General features: G+C 34.6%; 18 protein-coding genes and 1 riboswitch. Of the genes, 15 read left to right on the top strand and 3 right to left on the bottom strand.

What is annotated here, in order from left to right; genetic code table 11:
- Window positions 1-45 precede the first annotated feature (45 nt).
- Together RWR88_RS01110 and RWR88_RS01105 are read right to left on the bottom strand one after the other, a co-directional pair.
- On the bottom strand, window positions 46-612 hold the full coding sequence (locus tag RWR88_RS01110) for a GNAT family N-acetyltransferase (protein WP_314450152.1): 567 nt from the start codon (window positions 610-612) through the stop codon (window positions 46-48).
- Between the two features lie 9 nt (window positions 613-621).
- Window positions 622-1464: an AraC family transcriptional regulator gene (locus RWR88_RS01105; RefSeq protein ID WP_314349891.1), complete on the bottom strand. Its 843-nt coding sequence runs from the start codon at window positions 1462-1464 to the stop codon at window positions 622-624.
- A gap of 195 nt (window positions 1465-1659) precedes the next feature.
- Window positions 1660-1759, top strand: a riboswitch (THF riboswitch).
- Between the two features lie 62 nt (window positions 1760-1821).
- On the opposite strand from RWR88_RS01105, the gene RWR88_RS01100 reads away from it, so the two are divergent.
- The 7 genes from RWR88_RS01100 to RWR88_RS01070 all read left to right on the top strand — a co-directional run bounded on the left by RWR88_RS01100 (window position 1822) and on the right by RWR88_RS01070 (window position 6378).
- Complete coding sequence (locus tag RWR88_RS01100) at window positions 1822-2349, top strand: folate family ECF transporter S component (RefSeq protein ID WP_314349893.1); 528 nt, start codon at window positions 1822-1824, stop codon at window positions 2347-2349.
- 34 nt (window positions 2350-2383) lie between these two features.
- Window positions 2384-2563: a 2-hydroxymuconate tautomerase gene (locus tag RWR88_RS01095; protein ID WP_227931913.1), complete on the top strand. Its 180-nt coding sequence runs from the start codon at window positions 2384-2386 to the stop codon at window positions 2561-2563.
- A 234-nt stretch (window positions 2564-2797) separates the two neighbouring features.
- Window positions 2798-3169, top strand: a complete 372-nt coding sequence (locus RWR88_RS01090; protein WP_314349897.1) for a GntR family transcriptional regulator — start codon at window positions 2798-2800, stop codon at window positions 3167-3169.
- A 1-nt stretch (window position 3170) separates the two neighbouring features.
- On the top strand, window positions 3171-3860 hold the full coding sequence (locus RWR88_RS01085; protein ID WP_314450149.1) for an ABC transporter ATP-binding protein: 690 nt from the start codon (window positions 3171-3173) through the stop codon (window positions 3858-3860).
- Entirely contained in the window at window positions 3857-4651 is a 795-nt protein-coding gene (locus RWR88_RS01080) for an ABC transporter permease (protein WP_314450148.1), read from the top strand. The genes RWR88_RS01085 and RWR88_RS01080 overlap by 4 nt, the downstream gene beginning before the upstream one ends.
- A 13-nt stretch (window positions 4652-4664) precedes the next feature.
- Window positions 4665-5885, top strand: coding sequence for a hypothetical protein (locus RWR88_RS01075; RefSeq protein ID WP_314450146.1), 1221 nt, complete (start codon window positions 4665-4667; stop codon window positions 5883-5885).
- Window positions 5886-6141: 256 nt separating this feature from the next.
- Window positions 6142-6378 (top strand): hypothetical protein, encoded by a 237-nt coding sequence (locus RWR88_RS01070; protein ID WP_314450145.1) that lies wholly within the window; start codon window positions 6142-6144, stop codon window positions 6376-6378.
- Between the two features lie 52 nt (window positions 6379-6430).
- Here RWR88_RS01070 and RWR88_RS01065 read toward each other — a convergent pair whose 3' ends face one another.
- A complete protein-coding gene (locus RWR88_RS01065; RefSeq protein WP_314450144.1) occupies window positions 6431-6928 on the bottom strand; it encodes an aromatic acid exporter family protein in 498 nt (165 codons plus the stop codon).
- A gap of 185 nt (window positions 6929-7113) precedes the next feature.
- Between RWR88_RS01065 and RWR88_RS01060 the strand changes: the two genes are divergently transcribed.
- The 8 genes from RWR88_RS01060 to gatB all read left to right on the top strand — a co-directional run bounded on the left by RWR88_RS01060 (window position 7114) and on the right by gatB (window position 17617).
- Window positions 7114-7755: a glycoside hydrolase family 73 protein gene (locus RWR88_RS01060; protein WP_314450142.1), complete on the top strand. Its 642-nt coding sequence runs from the start codon at window positions 7114-7116 to the stop codon at window positions 7753-7755.
- Between the two features lie 7 nt (window positions 7756-7762).
- Window positions 7763-8875 carry an ATP-grasp domain-containing protein gene (locus tag RWR88_RS01055; protein ID WP_314450140.1) on the top strand — a complete coding sequence of 371 codons (1113 nt, stop codon included), beginning with the start codon at window positions 7763-7765 and terminating at the stop codon, window positions 8873-8875.
- A 26-nt stretch (window positions 8876-8901) separates the two neighbouring features.
- The gene (pcrA, locus tag RWR88_RS01050) at window positions 8902-11214 is read left to right on the top strand and encodes a DNA helicase PcrA (protein ID WP_314450138.1); all 2313 of its coding nucleotides are present in this window, start codon (window positions 8902-8904) and stop codon (window positions 11212-11214) included.
- On the top strand, window positions 11215-13221 hold the full coding sequence (gene ligA / locus RWR88_RS01045; RefSeq protein WP_314450137.1) for an NAD-dependent DNA ligase LigA: 2007 nt from the start codon (window positions 11215-11217) through the stop codon (window positions 13219-13221).
- 2 nt (window positions 13222-13223) lie between these two features.
- The gene (locus RWR88_RS01040) at window positions 13224-14342 is read left to right on the top strand and encodes a CamS family sex pheromone protein (RefSeq protein ID WP_314450136.1); all 1119 of its coding nucleotides are present in this window, start codon (window positions 13224-13226) and stop codon (window positions 14340-14342) included.
- A 68-nt stretch (window positions 14343-14410) separates the two neighbouring features.
- On the top strand, window positions 14411-14710 hold the full coding sequence (gatC, locus tag RWR88_RS01035) for an Asp-tRNA(Asn)/Glu-tRNA(Gln) amidotransferase subunit GatC (RefSeq protein ID WP_227931903.1): 300 nt from the start codon (window positions 14411-14413) through the stop codon (window positions 14708-14710).
- A 5-nt stretch (window positions 14711-14715) separates the two neighbouring features.
- On the top strand, window positions 14716-16173 hold the full coding sequence (gene gatA, locus RWR88_RS01030) for an Asp-tRNA(Asn)/Glu-tRNA(Gln) amidotransferase subunit GatA (protein WP_314450134.1): 1458 nt from the start codon (window positions 14716-14718) through the stop codon (window positions 16171-16173).
- Window positions 16174-16186: 13 nt separating this feature from the next.
- Window positions 16187-17617, top strand: coding sequence for an Asp-tRNA(Asn)/Glu-tRNA(Gln) amidotransferase subunit GatB (gene gatB, locus RWR88_RS01025; RefSeq protein ID WP_314348972.1), 1431 nt, complete (start codon window positions 16187-16189; stop codon window positions 17615-17617).
- The last annotated feature ends 6 nt before the right edge of the window (window positions 17618-17623 follow it).

The raw sequence follows: 17623 nt of genomic DNA, 5'->3' as shown, positions 1-17623 counted from the left end.
ATGGTGAATTTGATTATGTAAACAAAAAACTTGAGTGACTCAACATCACTCAAGTTTTTTTGTCATATGATAATAAGAATGTCCGCTTAAGATTTTTGTGCTTGTCGCAGTATAGCCTAGTTTTTGGTAGAGCTGATATGCTTTATCATTAATTTCTTCGCAATTTAGAGCAATGACATTAGCACCTTGTTTCTTGGCTAATGCTTCAACAGCTTGTAGTAATTTCATCCCAATTCCTTTTCTTCGGTGATTTTCATGCACGGAGAGAATATCAATATACCATTCTCCAGCTTGTGTTTCAGAATCTTCATAGAGACGAATGGAAGAAGGAATATTGTACGTTTCATACAATTGATAAAATGGATCATCGATCCTTTCTTCGAGATGTCCATGGTAGCCAAAAATTGCTCCTGAAACGGTTTCGTCTTCGATATAAATAAGTGTATTAGTTAGACTATAACGAAAGTCTTCTTGTAGCATTGCTTTTTCTAGCATAGTGTGAAGAGTGCTAGGAAAGACTTCTTTTAAAATCGGTAATTCCATATCTTCCATAATTGTAAGGATGAGTGGAATAATTTGTGTGCGTTCGTCTTCACTGGGTTGTCGAATCATTGTTTCACCTTATTCTAGTTGAGATTTACGGTATGCTAAAGGTGTCATACCGATTTTTTGTTTAAATTGTTTTGAAAAATATGCTTGAGTTGAAAAACCTACAATGGCTGCAATTTGTGACATTGAATAATTAGTAGTAGAGAGGAGAACCTTACTTTCTTCAATTCGAATATCTGTCAAATATTCCATTGGTGTTTGATTCATTTCTTTTTTAAAACTGTGTGAGATATAAAATCTGCTTAAGTGTGTTAAATCAGCTAAATCCTGTAAGGAGATTTGTTCTCGATAATGTGTCTTTAAATAGTGTTTAATTAAACTAATATCTTTTGTCGTTTTATTAATCGGGCTAACATCAATTTCAAACGATTTATTTCGAAGAATTTTAATGAGCAATATTTCTAATAAATTATGACAAACTAATTCATAGCTCATCGAGTGATTCGTTGCTTCTGTTACCATTGCATTTAAGTACACTAAAATATCTTTTTGTTCATCCCGTAAATTGAAAAATGAAAAAGGCTGCTCCACATTTGTTTGAGTGTTAAAGAAATTAGAAAAAGACAATCCTGTGATTCCTAAAACGATATACTCTAATGGGGCTTCAGGAGAGGATACTTCTGTATGATCGACTTGTGGATTAATAATGACAAAATCTTGTGCTTTAACAGGGAAACGGCGATTTTCAATTAAAAATTCTCCCTTTCCATCTAAAACATAAAATAATTCCATAAATGGATGAGAATGGATCGTGCTGTGCCAATCACTGTCATATTTTGATTTGGTAATAGATTCTAAATGGAAGGATAAACTTCGCATATTCGATTCAATCACTAAATAACGTTCATTACTCATACTTTTCACTCCCTTATTTGATACTTTCATTATACTTGAAAGCGTGTTTTTCATCAATTCCCTTTAGGCAAAGATAGAAAGAACCCGAAGAATAACAGTTTCATTGACGACAACTTAAAAACCAGGTATGCTATTTTCTGGTAGAAAGGAGTGCATGGAAAAGGTTTCGTCAATCGAAGAGATGAACCACTACAAATCAGAGTAGAATACATTGCGTTAAGTGCCAAACGGATGGGATGTTGCCGATTGGACGAAAAAGAGAACTCTTTGCGGTAGTGTATTCGCATTCGCTGCATTTAATGACAGCCATTTATTAAATGGAGCAGCTCTTTATAACAGTTAAAAGGAGATGCTAATATGAACAAACAAACACAATTAACAAGAACATTAACGGTAACCGCATTAATGATTGCAATGCGTTTAATTATTGAGATGATTCCATCGATTAAAATGGGGAATCTCGTACAAATCGGATTCGGATTTATCGGAGCGGCACTTGCTGGGGTGATTTTAGGACCTTATCGAGCAGCTGTTGTAGGATTTTTTGTAGATATTTTAGGGAATTTCCTAAGAGGGGAAGCGAGTACCTTTTTCCCTGGTTTCACTTTATCAGCCGTTTTAGGTGGATTGATTTACGGCTATTGCCTGTATCGTAAAGAATTAACACTTCCACGTATTTTTGTGACGGTATTTATCGTTACGGTAGTCATTAATCTTGGACTTAATTCTTTGTGGGTTTATATGATGACGCAAAAAGCTTTTTCAGCCTTTATGGGACTTCGAATTTTGAAAAATATCATCAGTTTACCGTTGAATACTGTGATTTTATATGTGCTGTTTCATAATAAAACCATGCAACAGATCATTGAGAAATATCGAGTATAGGCGTATACTATTCTTACAATAAGGAGGGATAGCCATGCCATTTATTCATATTGAAATGTTAGAAGGACGTACACGTGAACAAAAAGAAGCGCTTGTCAAAGAAGTAACAGAAGTTGTTTCGAAAAACACGGGCGCTCCTACAGAACATATTCATATTATTATTCAAGAAATCAAACATGAAAACTTAGGGCAAAACGGTCAACTACGTGGCTAATGCCTAGTGGAAACTTTAGATGGGAATTTCCTGTCTAAAGTTTTTTTGTTTGTAAAAATCGCTATCCAATCGACGAATTTATCTCAAAAAACAGCCAGCAAAAGAATTTTTCGGATTTTATAAAATATTTTCAAAAAATGATTGACGAAATGAGTGTATCAAGCGTATAATACAGTCAAGGAACAAAGTGTATTAATGCATTAACACAATAGTACAAGGAGGGGATGAAATGTTATGATCCAATTTGATAAACGATTGCCGGTATATGAACAGATTATTGACTATGTTAAAAAGCAAATTGTATCGGGCGAATGGGAATTAGGAAGAGAATTGCCCAGTCGAAGAGAATTTGCTAGTCAACTGCAAGTCAATCCAAATACTGTTCAAAGGGCATTTCGAGAAATGGAGGAGATGGGGTTGATTTCGACAGGAAATAATGTCATGAGTCGAGTGACAGATAATCCCCAATTAATTGGGCAATTAAAGCAAGAAATGTTACAAGAAGCAATACAAATTTTTGCAGATTCGATTTATCCATTACATGTTTCGAATGAGGAAGTCATGGAACAGTTGGAACAAGCGATGAAGAGAAGAGAGGGAGAGTAGCATGTTAGAAGTGAAACATTTACATAAGAGATTTGGCAACAAAGCGGTGTTAAATGGAATTTCTTTTACAGCAGAACGTGGAGAAATTACCGTATTAATCGGAGTGAATGGGATTGGGAAAACAACGATTATGAATATGATTATGGGGTTAATTCCAATCCAAAAAGGGGAAGTAAGTATTGATGGACAAGTGATCAAAGGAGATCGTTCGAAGAAGTTAGCTTACATTTGTGATCAAATTGTTGTGAATAAGGGCGAAACGATTTTTGAAGCGATGGCTTTTATGAGAACTTTTTATCCGAATTGGAATGATGAGAAAGCTAAAAAATTATTACATTTCTTCAAATTCAAAGGGAATGAAGTGATTCAACAATTATCAAAAGGAAATGTTGCAAAAGTTAACTTGTTATTAGGCTTATCCCTAGATGTTGATTTCGTATTAATGGATGAACCATTTTCTGGAATTGATATTTTTTCAAGGGAACAAATTGTACAATTATTTACTTCAGATTTATTAGAAGGAATTGGAGTTATTTTAACGTCCCATGAAATTGAAGATATTGAATATATTGTTGATAAAGCTATCTTATTAGATGAAGGAAAAGTGATTAAAGAATTTTACGCAGAACAAGTGCGTGAAGAAGAAGGTAAATCTATTGTAGATGTGATGAGGGAGGTGTATCAATCATGAAAAAGATTTTTAATTTATGGTTGTATGAGTTGGGAAAAAGTAAATTTATGTTAGGATTTCTAATGATTGTGTTCTTTGTTATTCAAGTATTAGTTCATCTGATGCGTATTTTAAGAATAGATCCTAAAAATCTTAATGTCGAAGATACAAGAAGTGTGACGGATTTAGTGCAATCAAGATTTGGAATGAATTTAGCATTGATGGCAGCTTTTATCATTATTATTATTGCTTCGGTTTATATTTGGGTCAAAGAATTTCGTAGTAAAGGGAATTTTATTAATCGATTATTCTTACTACCAGGGAATCGAATGCAAGTGTATTTTGCAAAATTTTTAACGATTTTGTCTTACATTTTAGTACTTCAAATAACACAATTTATCATTCTTGGAGTGAATAAGGCGCTATTAATTTGGAGATTTCCAGTTTTAGCAGACCATGTTCAATACACGGACTTCTTGAATTCGGGTTCAATGTTACAATATTTATTACCGTTAAATGGAACTGCCTATGCATGGTGTATGGCATTTTTAATGGTAGTCATTGTTTTCTTCTTCCAATTAGCAATTTTAGAAGAAGGATTGAAAGCGTATGGTTGGGCATTGATGGTGGCATCTTTAGTGGGTTACTTTGTCATTTGTTGTGGTATTTTAGCAAGTTATATGCAATTGATGCTGCATTTATCTCTTACTCAAACGGAACAATATTTTATGACAATCTTGTATGCAGTCGTATTTATGGGCATTCATTGGTTAGTTGATTATTATTTATTAGAACGTAAAGTCAGTGTTTAATGGGGGTGAGCGTATGAAATCAATTAAATTTGCATGGGGATTACTCGTAATTATTGTTGGATTTCTAGTTTTAGGAATTGGGAATATGGTTTGGACGTCAATGTCGGATGCTCCTTACACCATAGAATCTTCAGCAGAAGGCAATCAATATTTAAAAGGGACAGTTTTTGAAGTAGGAAAAGAAGGAGCAGGAAAAATCAGTAATAGTGTTTCGACATCATCCATTGTTGATGGGAAAGTGGAAAAACTATTCCAAACATTAGGAACTTGGAATGGGCAAGCGAGAGAACAAGCGATATTAAGTCGTATTCCTCTTTTAGAACGTTCATTACTTGTCAGTCATAGACATGTATTACAATTAGACAATTCTTCACTATTTTATGATATTCATTGGGCTTCATATTTTAGTAATACTGGAGACTTTACATTTAATTATGCGATGTACTCGAATGAAAATAAACGAATCATTGAAAAACAAATTCCAATTCATTTAGATTCATCATTTGGCTGGGGAGAAGAACCAATCTTCCAACGTAAGGGAAAAGAATTAGGAGTCATTATTCCTTTTGTAGAAAGAAAATCGAGTGAAAGAAAATTCGTGAAGTTTATTGTATCTTTTGAAGAAGGTACTGTGAAAGATGTGGGAGAATTAACACTTGAAAAAGATGGTTTAATCATGAATGCAGCATTTGGAAATCGTTCTTATAATCCAGAAACAATTGTGTTTAATGTACTTCCTTTAAAAGATGGACCAAAATCTTCTGAAAAACCAGAGGAAGATGAGTATTATCAATATGATTTATTTACCAATGCATTCCGCAAGTTGGATATTAGTTCACTAAAAAATGCAGCGAACTTCTACATTTCAGGGTCTCAAATTTATGCAGTAGAAACGGCTCATCCAAGAGTAAGTGGTAGAAAATCAGGAAGAGACCATGCGGTTGAACGTCCGGAATATATTGCAACGAAAGAGCGTCAAGCAGAGTTAGAAACGGTTTATCGTGCTACAGCGGGCTTATCTTTGGAAAAAATTGGAACAATTCAACGTGATCCATATTCTTCAGAAGAAGTGCTAAACAAAGATACATTAGTTTATGTCGGACTTGATCAAGGACAAGATGCACTTCGAGTATTTGATTTGAATAAGAAAGAAGAAGTTTTCTCAGCAAAAATAACACCAAAAGCAGATGCGAAGTTATATTTCCAAAGAAAACGTGAATATGTGATTTACTAATAGGTTGTAAATATAGTACAATTAAATTAATAAATAGGGCAGTAGTTCAAAAAGGAAGACGCCTTTCTAGTAATAGAGAGGAGATGACGGTGCGACTCCGTTCGACTATTTATTGACGGCACTCCGTATGGGGTGCCTTTTTTGTTCATCATTAAGGGTTTGATGATGAAGGTGAATTAAAAGGTTTATAAAATTGTTTGAAATTTCATTAATAGAAGATATAATAGCTTTGAAGATACAATATGGAGGAGAAAAAATGCATAAAAATTACTATGATGGACCACCTGAATATAGACCATTAAGTGCATGGGAATATTTTGGGTATGGGCTTCTTGTAGCAATTCCGATTGTGGGTTTTGTGATGATGTTATATTATAGTTTTGATAATTCTAATATTAATCGTCGCAATTTTGCTCGTTATCTATTGTGTAACGGTATTTTAGTGCTTGTATTTGGAGTTTTCTGGATTGGAATTAATTATTATCCGAAATAGAAAATTTATAGAAAAATTAGTTGACAAAAAAGAGCATTCCGTTTGGAATGCTCTATTTTTCTTGTAAATGTGGGCTTGGTAATAGTCGATTGACAATCATCGCAATGACTGCTCCAATTAATGTATCTAATACTCGTTGAATCGCATATTCTACATTCACGGCTGCTTCAATCGTATAAAAGATCACTAAGAAAGTTGCTGAAGAATTAATCACAGCTGTTTTATTGAATCGATTGCAAAATAGAATTAGTAGGATGATTCCAATAGGAACCAGAATTAAGTCGAAATAATCTGGTAGAGAAAAATATTTATATAATTGCAAGAGCACAATAGCCAGTACACCGCCTGACATATTTCCAAAGAAACGAGCGATACCAAATTTCCAAGTTTGTCTATGGTCTGTTCTCAGACTAAAAACTGTTGACAAGACAGCTAACATGGGTGATCCACGATGTAGTACTTTAAAAAGGACAATACAGATAAATGCAGATACTGCTGTTTTAAAAGTTCTGAGTCCAATGTGAAATGGATTTTGTTGTTGATTAGGCACAGTTTCACCTCGTTGGTTAAAATTCTTGAATATCATATCATAAAATGCATAAAGCGACAACGAGTAAGAGTGTCGATTAAAGTCAGATTGAAAATGTAATTAATTTTATAAAAAACATGGAAAATTCAAGCGTAAAATTAAGGTTTATGATAAAATTAGAGTTATGTATAGAAAGTGGTGTTGTTGTGGGAAGACGAAAATCAATCAAATGGAAATCGCATATGAAATTAGGAGCTAAGAGATTAACACTAGGATTCGTTTTAGTGTTCGTGGCTCTTTGTAGTGTGATTATTATGGGTACATTACAGTTTCAAGAAACAAGGCAAGACCCTACGGAAATTGCCCATCAACAATTTATTCAAAAACTTGTCCCGTCTTCTCAAAAAGCTTATCAATTATATAAAGTCTTACCCAGTATTAGTTTAGCTCAGGCTATATTAGAGTCTGATTGGGGAGAAAGTGGATTATCAAAGGATTACTATAATTTATATGGGATGAAAGCAGGTGCTGCAGAGCCGACTGTTCAATTAGAAACGAGTGAATTTGTCAATGGTCAATGGATTACCATTATGGCCCCGTTTCGAGTTTATAATAGTTGGGCAGAATCTGTAGAAGCACATGCTAAATTATTGACCTATGGAGTGGATTGGAATCCAAAATTATATGAACCAGTTTTAAAAGCGAAAAATTATAAAGAAGCAGCACACGCCCTTCAAAAAGCAGGATATGCTACAGATCCAACTTATGCACAAAAAATTATTACGGTCATTGAAACATATCATTTAGCACAATATGATCAACTTCAAGAAAAGTCTGTAAAGGAGTAGAAAACACATGAGTCAATTATTACCAGGAAGTATTATTGGAATTATTGGTGGAGATTCTCAAATTGCATCGGTTATTTTAATAGCGAAGCGATTAGGATATCGTATTTATCATTTCCGTGAAGAAGATGAACCACGTGTTTTATTAGCAGATAAAGAAGTAATTGCTCGTTATTCGGATAAACAAGCATTATCAAACTTTGCAGTACAAGTGGACACGATTTATGTTTTAACAAATGCGATTGAAATTGATACAATTGTATCTTTAAGTGGGAAAACTCGTTATTATCAATCGTTTGAATTAGCAGAGATTTCTCAAAATCGTATGGTTGAAAAACTATTTTTGGAAGAACATGCGATTAATGTAGCGCCTTATGGAATGATTACTAGTATTGGGGAATTACCAAGCTTATTATCGAGTATAGGATTTCCTGCTGTATTAGAGACGAATCGTTTCAAAAAAAAATATACGCAAATGATGTTGTATGATCATGATATGGATGATCAAGTGTTCCAACTAGTAGAGGAACAATCTTGTATGGTAACAGCATTTGTCCCCGGTCAACGTCACTTTAGTATGACGATTTTACGGGATTATGAAGATCACATTACGATTTTACCAATTACGGAAGATGTATATGTAGATGGAAAATTAAAATATGCGATTGCGTCTAAACGAATGAATCCTGAATGGGTTGGAGAGCTTCGTACGATTGCATCTAAAATAATGCGTTCAATTTCAGGGTCTACTCTAGTATCGATTCAAGTAGTAATGGCAAAAAGTGGAATTTTTTATGTGACAAAAGTGGATCAATTACCATTTCTTCAACATCAGTTTAGTGCACGACAAATTCCTCAATCATTTAGTGAAATTGTTTTACGATTAGCAACAGGATTGGGCGTTTTAGAAAGTGGATTGATAGAAGAAGGGTTAATTGTTCCGATTTATCAAGAAATGTTAGAGAAAGCGCATATTTTAACAGTGATAAAACCTCAATGGGAATTTGAATATTTCCAAGTTGAAGGTGGAAATCTAGAGGAAGCAGTCGGAGTGATTCGATTAACAGGGGCTTCAAGTGTGGATTTAGTCAATGAATTAGAATTAAGTGGATTACATGATTAGAATGTAACAAGAGAAAGGATGACTTTGTGAGTATTTCGGCGAAATTACTAGAAGGAATGAATGAACGTCAAAAAGAGGCAGTTCAACATACTCAAGGCCCATTGTTGATTATGGCAGGTGCTGGTAGTGGGAAAACAAGAGTGTTAACACACCGTATGGCGTATATTTTAGCAGAAGAAGAGGTTCATCCTTGGAATATTTTAGCGATTACCTTTACCAATAAAGCAGCACGTGAAATGAAAGAGCGAGTAAGCCAATTAGTTGGCTCGCAAGCTGAAGATATGTGGGTATCTACTTTCCACTCTATGTGTGTGCGTATTTTAAGAAGAGATATCGAATTATTAGGCTATCAACGTTCTTTTACGATTTGTGACCCAAGTGAACAACAAACGGCAATGAAGCGAATTTTAAAAAAATTAGATATTGATAGCGAAAAATATGATTATCGCATGATTTTAAATCGTATTAGTCAAGCAAAAAATGATTTAGAAGATGTGGAAGAATTTAGTAAAAAATATACGGGATATGTGGAACAAATTATTGCGAAATGTTACCGTGAATATCAAAAAGAACTAGCAAAAAGTATGACATTGGACTTTGATGATTTAATTATGTTGACGGTACAATTATTCCAAAAATATCCTGAAACATTGCATTATTATCAACAAAAATTCCAATATATTCATGTGGATGAGTATCAAGATACGAACCATGCACAATATCGACTAGTAACGATGTTAGCGAAGAAATTCAAAAATATTTGTGTTGTTGGGGATGCAGACCAAAGTATTTATGGTTGGCGTGGTGCTGACATGAGTAATATTTTAGAATTCGAAAAAGATTATCAAAATGCAAAAGTTGTTTTATTAGAACAAAATTATCGTTCTACCAAAATGATTTTACAAGCAGCTAACCATGTGATTGAAAATAATATTAATCGTAAAGTGAAGAAATTATGGACTGAAAACGAAGAAGGACAACCTATTACGTATTACCGTGCTCAATCGGAGCAAGATGAGGGACGTTATGTATTGTCGCAAATTCAAAGTTTATTAAGAGATGGCTATCATTATGATGATTTTGCCATTTTATATCGTACAAATGCGCAATCTCGTGTTATGGAAGAAAATTTATTAAAATCAAATATTCCATTCCGTTTAGTAGGAGGACAACGATTCTTCGAAAGACTTGAAATTAAAGATTTATTAGCATATTTACGTTTAATTGTAAATCCTCAAGATGATTTAAGCTTTAGAAGAATTGTCAATAGTCCGAAAAGAGGGGTTGGCGCTACTTCTTTAGAGAAATTAAGTAATTTTGCTTCTATGCATCAATTTTCATTATTAGAAGCCAGTTCGCAAACAGCAATCTCTCCTTTATCGGGGAAAGCAGCGAAAGCTTTAGAAAAATTTGCTGAAATGATTGAAGATTTGAGAAAAATGCAAGAATTTCTATCAATCAGTGAATTTGTAGAACAAGTGATTGAGAAAACAGGATATCTTGCTGCTTTAGAACAACAACATACAATGGAAGCTGATGCGAGAATTGAAAATATTCAAGAGTTTATTTCGGTGGCAAAACAATTCGAACAAGATCGTTTAGAAAAAGAGTCGGAAGATTCTCCATTATTACAATTTTTAACAGATTTATCTTTGGTTTCTGATGCAGATAGTGATGATGGAGATGGTCGTATGGTGACATTAATGACGCTTCATGCGGCTAAAGGGCTAGAGTTTCCAGTTGTATTTATTATCGGATTAGAGGAAGGAATTTTCCCAAGTTTAAGAAGTATGATGGAGAATGGCGACGATGTGGAAGAAGAACGTCGTTTAGCATATGTAGGGATTACTCGTGCAGAACAAAAATTATTTTTAACAAATGCATACTCCAGATTGTTATATGGACGTACACAAACGAACCGTCCATCAAGATTCATTGTAGAAATTGGTGAAGACTTATTTGATTCAAAACAACAGCAATCTTACAGTTATACAAGTAGAGAGTCTTCTTCATTTGCTTCGAAAACTTCGTCTTCGGGTTCATTATTTGACAAATATAGAGCGAAATCTCATGCAACTGCTTATCAACCAAAAGCAGTTCAGCCTTCAAGCATCCAGCCATCAGTCGTTCGACAAGTACGTAAACAAACCGTTGCTACTAATGATGGAGCGGTATGGAAAGTTGGCGACAAGGTGATGCATAAAAAATGGAATGTTGGAACAGTTGTAAAAGTGACAGGGGAAGGTACGAATCAAGAAATTGATGTAGCTTTTGCAGGAATGGGTATTAAACGATTATTAGCAAGTTTTGCCCCAATTGAAAGAATAGAGGAGTCGTAAATGGATACTTCAATAGAACAAAAAGTCCAACAATTAAGAGAACAATTAAATCGTTGGAGTCATGAATATTATGTCCAAGATCGTCCAACAGTTACAGATCATGAGTATGATGAAACATATCATGAACTAGTACGGCTAGAAACGGAGTATCCACAATTGATTACTCCAGATTCTCCAACTCAACGTGTTGGAGGTGTTGTATTAGAAGGTTTTGAAAAAGTAACCCATCAAAACCCGATGTTGAGTTTATCAAATGCTTTTTCAAAAGAAGATTTACAAGCATTTGATGATCGTATTAAAAAATTAACGAATCGTACGATTGACTATGTTTGCGAATTAAAAATTGACGGTTTATCTGTAGCGCTAACGTATCAAGAAGGACAATTAGTTTTAGGTGCTACAAGAGGAGATGGTGTAATAGGTGAAGATATTACACATAATATTAGAACGGTTAAATCCGTTCCTCTTTCATTAGAGCATCCATGGTCGATTGAAGTTCGCGGGGAATGTTATATGCCAAAGAAATCATTCCAACAATTGAATCAATCAAGGGAAGAAGAAGGGTTAGAAGTATTTGCCAATCCTAGAAATGCAGCTGCAGGAAGTTTAAGACAATTAGATTCTAAAGTGGCAGCTAGTCGAAATTTAGCAGTATTTCTATATCAAAGTCCTAGTGTTGAAACTTTAGAAGTGGCTTCTCAGATGGAATTGCTGGAAAAGATGCAAGCATTAGGATTTGTCACGAATCAAGAAAGCGTACTTTGTCATTCGATTGAAGAAGTATGGGCATTTATTGAAAAAATGACAGTGGAAAGAAATAACTTGCCTTATGAAATTGATGGAATTGTAATTAAGGTCAATGACTTTAAAGCGCAAGAAGAAATAGGGTTCACTGTAAAAGCTCCAAAATGGGCAATTGCTTATAAATTCCCTGCCGAAGAAGCACAGACAATTGTGCGAGATATTGAATGGACAGTGGGACGTACGGGAGTAGTGACACCAACAGCTGTGATGGATGCGGTCTTTCTTGCGGGAACTACTGTGAAACGTGCCAGCTTACATAATGTCGATTTAATACGAGAAAGAGATATTCGAATTGGAGATACAGTTGTCATTCATAAAGCGGGCGATATTATTCCTGAAGTCACTCGAGTGATTTTAGATAAACGTCCTGAAGGATTAGAACCGTATGAATTTCCTAAAGAATGCCCGTCTTGCTCGAATCCACTCGTTCATTTAGAAGAAGAGGTTGCTTTACGTTGTATGAATCCAAAATGTCCAGCTCTTTTAAAAGAAGGATTAACACATTTTGTATCTCGGGATGCGATGAATATGTCTGGAGTAGGAACAAGAATTATTCATCAATTATTTGAAAGTGGATTGGTCCAAGATGTAGCAGATTTATATCACTTAACACTGGAGCAATTACTAACACTCGATAAAATTAAAGAAAAATCTGCGCAGAAAATCTTACAGGCCATTGAAAAAAGTAAACAAAATTCATTAGAGCGTTTATTAACGGGTCTAGGTATTCGAAATGTCGGATCAAAAGCAGCAAAAGATTTAGCAATGCATTTTGAAACAATGGAAAACCTTCAAAAAGTAACTGTGGAAGAATTGGTTACCATTGAAGGATTGGGATTAGTGATTGCGCATAGCGTTTTGGCTTATTTTAACCAAGAAACCGTTCAAGAAATGTTAGAAGAATTAAAAGCAGCAGGCGTTAATATGCGTTATTTAGGGAAAGCTAAGTCAGTCGTTTTAGAAGATTCTTTATTAGCTGGGAAAACAGTTGTGTTAACAGGAACTTTAGAACAGATGACAAGACAAGAAGCTAAAGAGGCGATTGAATCTTTAGGTGGAAAAGTGACAGGATCTGTTTCTAAAAAAACAGATTTAGTGATTGCTGGAGTGCAAGCAGGAAGTAAATTAACAAAGGCGGAATCTCTAGGCATTTTAGTATGGGATGAAGAACAATTTAGAACAATGATTGAAGGAAAGGAATAGTTATGAAGAAAAAAATCATCACTTTAGCTGGTGCAACAATGATGTTATTAGCAGGGTGTGCGAATATTAATCAAGCAACACAAAAAAATGTTGAAACCGAATCTTCTCGTTCAAAAGTGGTGCAATCAACGACAAATCAATTGTCGAATCAGTATTATCGTGCATTAATTACAAATGGAAGATATCAAGTGAGTAAAACGCGTGGAGCAACTTTAAGTTTAAATACTGGATTTAACTTAAGAAATTTTGAATCAGGATTAATTGAATTATCACGTGCAGTTTTTCCAACGAATCAATATTTCTTTAGAGAAGGACAAGTCATTGATTCTACCACTACGAATCAATGGGTCGCTCGTAAATCTGAGAAAAATCCAGATGGGTTAAATCCAGAAGATAATGGCGAGACAGACGCTAGTAAGAGAAATCCATATTATTTAGCTCAAATTTTAGAACAAGATTTTATGATTCAAACAGAAAACAATTATGAATTAGGTGGAATTAGTATTGGTCTTGCGATGAATACGGTAGATTATTACACGGCAGGAGATAAAGATGCCGAGCAAGAAATTTCTAATGATGCGATGTTAAAACAAGCAAAATCGATTGCGAATACGGTGTTGACTCGTTTGCGTCAAAATGATGCATTAAAGACAGTGCCGATTGTGTTTGGAGTCTTTAAGCAAGCTCCTAAAGATGATATCGGTGGAGGAGTTTATATTTTAGAAGCTACTTCAGTAGAAGGTACTGAAATTACAAATTGGACAAATATGAATCAAAAAATTGTAGTATTACCATTAATTGATGGTAATCCAACAGAAGAATCATCAGCTTTTGAAAACTTTAGAACAGAAGTTCAAAACTTCTTCCCAAATTTATCAGGAGTAACCGCAAAAGTTTATTATCAAGAAGGTGCTGCTAAAAAAATGGTTGTCAATATTATGACTCAATTTTATGGGGAATCAGAAATTATTGCTTTAGCACAACATGTAACAGATGTTGCCAATAAATATTTACCTAAAACAACACCAGTAGAAGTTCGTATTTCATCGATTAATGGAATGGAAGCATTCTTAATGCAAGATACAGCTCAAGGTGTGTTTACGTACCATGTTTTTGATTAAAGATTGACATAAAAGGTACGTGCCTTTTACAATAGAAACGAAAGAAAAGTAGAAAGTGAGGAACAGTCATGGCAATTGAAGAATCAGAAGTACGTCACGTTGCAAAATTGGCGAAATTATCATTTGCAGATCATGAGATTTTACATTTCACAGAGCAAATGAGTGATATCATCGATATGGTAGAACAATTAAAAGAAGTGGATACAACAGGAGTAGAAGTTACAACTCATGGATATTCATTAGTGAATGTTTTACGTGAAGATGTGCCGGTAAAAGGAACAGATCGTGATTTGTTAATGAGAAATGTAAAAACAAGCGAGGATGGATTTATCCAAGTACCTGCAATTATGGGTGAAGGAGAGGAGTAAGACGCATGAGTTTATTAGAAAATCAAACATTAGTAAGCTTGCATGAAGGTTTAGTTCAAAAGAAATTTACTTCTCAAGAATTAACTAGTGCAACATTTGAAAAAATTCAAGCAGTAGATGATAAAGTTGGAGCTTTCTTAGCTCTAAATGAAGAAGAAGCAATGGCTCAAGCAAAAGCTGCTGACGAAAAAGGTTATGATTCAGCTCTTTCTCTTCAAGGTTTACCAATCGGAATTAAAGATAATATTGTAACTCGTGATTTAATCACAACAGCTGCAAGTCGTATGTTGGAAGATTTCAATCCAATTTATGATGCGCAGGTAATGGACTTATTGAAAAAAACAGGGGCTGTTAATGTCGGAAAATTAAATATGGATGAATTTGCCATGGGTGGTTCGACAGAAAATTCTTATTTCAAGAAAACTAGAAATCCTTGGGATTTAACTAAAGTTCCTGGTGGATCTTCAGGTGGTTCTGCAGCAGCTGTAGCAGCTGGAGAAGTATTAGCCACTTTAGGTTCTGATACAGGTGGTTCGATTCGTCAACCGGCAAGTTTTACAGGGATTGTCGGAATGAAACCAACTTATGGCCGTGTATCTCGTTATGGATTAATTGCCTTTGCATCAAGCTTAGACCAAATTGGACCATTAACTCGTACGGTTAAAGATAATGCATTAGTATTAGAAGCGATCAGTGGATATGATTACCGTGATTCTACAAGTGTAAATGTACCTGTTCCAAATTATTACCAACAAATTAATGGCAATATTAAAGGATTAAAAATTGCTTTACCAGTAGAATATTTAGGGGATGGAATTGATCCTGAAATTCGTAAAGCAGTCTTAAAAGCAGCTGAACAATATCGTGCATTAGGAGCAACGGTAGAAGAAGTGAGCTTACCTCATTCTAAATACGGTATTCCTGCATATTATATTATTGCTTCTTCAGAAGCATCTTCTAACTTACAACGTTTTGACGGTATTCGTTATGGACACCGTTCAGCTGAAGCGAAAACTTTAGAAGATTTATATATCATGAGCCGTACAGAAGGATTCGGTATGGAAGTAAAACGTCGTATTATGTTAGGAACATTTTCATTAAGTTCTGGTTACTATGATGCTTACTTCAAGAAAGCAGGACAAGTTCGTACATTAATTAAACAAGATTTTGCCAATGTATTTGCAAACTATGATTTAATTTTAGGACCTGTAACGACTTCTACTGCATATGGAATTGGAGAAAGAAATGATGATCCAATTGAAATGTATATGGCAGACTTATTAACAGTTCCTGTAAACTTAGCAGGACTTCCAGCGATTTCTGTACCTGCTGGATTCTCTAGCGAAGGATTACCAATTGGTATTCAATTAATCGGAAATTACTTCCAAGAACAAACGATTTATCAAGCAGCATTTGCATTTGAACAAGCAAATGACTATTACTTAAAACAAGCAAACGTATAAGGAGGAACATAAGATGAATTTTGAAACAATTATTGGGCTAGAAGTTCACGTAGAGTTAAAAACAGATTCAAAAATCTTCTCTCCTTCACCAGCTCATTTTGGAGCAGAGCCAAATACAAATACAACAGTTATTGACTGGGGTTATCCAGGGGTACTTCCAGTTATTAATAAACGTGCGATTGAATTTGGAATGCGTGCTGCATTAGCATTAAACTGTGAAATTTCACAACATACAAAATTTGACCGTAAAAACTATTTCTACCCTGATAATCCAAAAGCGTATCAAATTTCTCAATTTGATTACCCAATCGGTCATGATGGATGGATTGATATTGAAGTAGAAGGAAAAACAAAACGTATCCGTATCGAACGTGTTCACTTAGAAGAAGATGCTGGTAAAAATACTCACGGAACGGATGGATTCTCATATGTAGACTTAAACCGTCAAGGAACTCCGTTAATTGAGATTGTATCTGAAGCGGATATGCGTTCTCCTGAAGAAGCATATGCTTACTTAGAAGCATTACGTCAAATTATTATGTTTACAGGCGTATCTGATGTGAAAATGGAAGAAGGATCAATGCGTTGTGATGCGAATATTTCTTTACGTCCTTATGGCCAAGAAAAATTCGGTACAAAAACAGAGTTGAAAAACTTAAACTCATTCAATAATGTACGTAAAGGTTTAGCATTTGAAGAAGTACGTCAAGCTCAAGTATTACGTAGTGGTGGCGTTATTGGTCAAGAAACAAGACGTTTTGATGAATCAAATGGACAAACAATTTTAATGCGTGTGAAAGAAGGTTCAAGTGACTACCGTTACTTCCCAGAACCAGACTTACCAAACTTAGAAATTTCAGATGAATGGGTAGAAGAAGTTCGTCAATCAATTCCTGAAATGCCAACCGTTCGTCGTGAACGTTATATTCGTGAATTTGGATTACCAGAATATGATGCAATGGTCTTAACATTATCAAAAGAAATGTCTGATTTCTTTGATGAAACAGTTGCAGCTGGTAGCGATCCAAAATTAGCTTCTAACTGGTTAATGGGAGATATTTCTGCTCACTTAAATAGTAAAAAATTAGAATTACAAGATCTATTATTAACACCGCAAAGTTTAGCAGAAATGATTCAATTAATTGGAGATGGAACAATCAGCTCTAAATTAGCGAAGAAAGTATTCTTATTATTAGCTGAAGAAGGCGGAACTGCTCGTCAAGTTGTTGAAAAACATGGTATGATTCAATTAAGTGATCCATCACAATTATTACCAATTATTCAAGATGTGTTAGCTAATAACGCACAGTCTATTGAAGACTTCAAAAATGGTAAAGATCGTGCAGTTGGCTTCTTAGTGGGTCAAATTATGAAACAAACAAAAGGAAAAGCAAATCCTGGAATTGTAAACCAATTATTACAAGAAGAATTAGCAAAATATTAATAACTG

The sequence above is a fragment of the uncultured Granulicatella sp. genome, from assembly GCF_963528195.1.
Lineage (GTDB): Bacteria > Bacillota > Bacilli > Lactobacillales > Aerococcaceae > Granulicatella.
The sequence above is the reverse complement of the archived record's forward strand: the minus strand, read 5'-3'. Positions and strand labels throughout refer to the sequence as shown.

Excerpts from the sequence above, each read along its gene's own strand:
- RWR88_RS01110 (WP_314450152.1), bottom strand. The coding sequence starts at position 612 with ATGATTCGACAACCCAGTGAAGACGAACGCACACAAATTATTCCACTC.
- RWR88_RS01105 (WP_314349891.1), bottom strand. The coding sequence starts at position 1,464 with ATGAGTAATGAACGTTATTTAGTGATTGAATCGAATATGCGAAGTTTA.
- RWR88_RS01100 (WP_314349893.1), top strand. The coding sequence starts at position 1,822 with ATGAACAAACAAACACAATTAACAAGAACATTAACGGTAACCGCATTA.
- RWR88_RS01095 (WP_227931913.1), top strand. The coding sequence starts at position 2,384 with ATGCCATTTATTCATATTGAAATGTTAGAAGGACGTACACGTGAACAA.
- RWR88_RS01090 (WP_314349897.1), top strand. The coding sequence starts at position 2,798 with ATGATCCAATTTGATAAACGATTGCCGGTATATGAACAGATTATTGAC.
- RWR88_RS01085 (WP_314450149.1), top strand. The coding sequence starts at position 3,171 with ATGTTAGAAGTGAAACATTTACATAAGAGATTTGGCAACAAAGCGGTG.
- RWR88_RS01080 (WP_314450148.1), top strand. The coding sequence starts at position 3,857 with ATGAAAAAGATTTTTAATTTATGGTTGTATGAGTTGGGAAAAAGTAAA.
- RWR88_RS01075 (WP_314450146.1), top strand. The coding sequence starts at position 4,665 with ATGAAATCAATTAAATTTGCATGGGGATTACTCGTAATTATTGTTGGA.
- RWR88_RS01070 (WP_314450145.1), top strand. The coding sequence starts at position 6,142 with ATGCATAAAAATTACTATGATGGACCACCTGAATATAGACCATTAAGT.
- RWR88_RS01055 (WP_314450140.1), top strand. The coding sequence starts at position 7,763 with ATGAGTCAATTATTACCAGGAAGTATTATTGGAATTATTGGTGGAGAT.
- ligA (WP_314450137.1), top strand. The coding sequence starts at position 11,215 with ATGGATACTTCAATAGAACAAAAAGTCCAACAATTAAGAGAACAATTA.
- RWR88_RS01040 (WP_314450136.1), top strand. The coding sequence starts at position 13,224 with ATGAAGAAAAAAATCATCACTTTAGCTGGTGCAACAATGATGTTATTA.
- gatC (WP_227931903.1), top strand. The coding sequence starts at position 14,411 with ATGGCAATTGAAGAATCAGAAGTACGTCACGTTGCAAAATTGGCGAAA.
- gatA (WP_314450134.1), top strand. The coding sequence starts at position 14,716 with ATGAGTTTATTAGAAAATCAAACATTAGTAAGCTTGCATGAAGGTTTA.
- gatB (WP_314348972.1), top strand. The coding sequence starts at position 16,187 with ATGAATTTTGAAACAATTATTGGGCTAGAAGTTCACGTAGAGTTAAAA.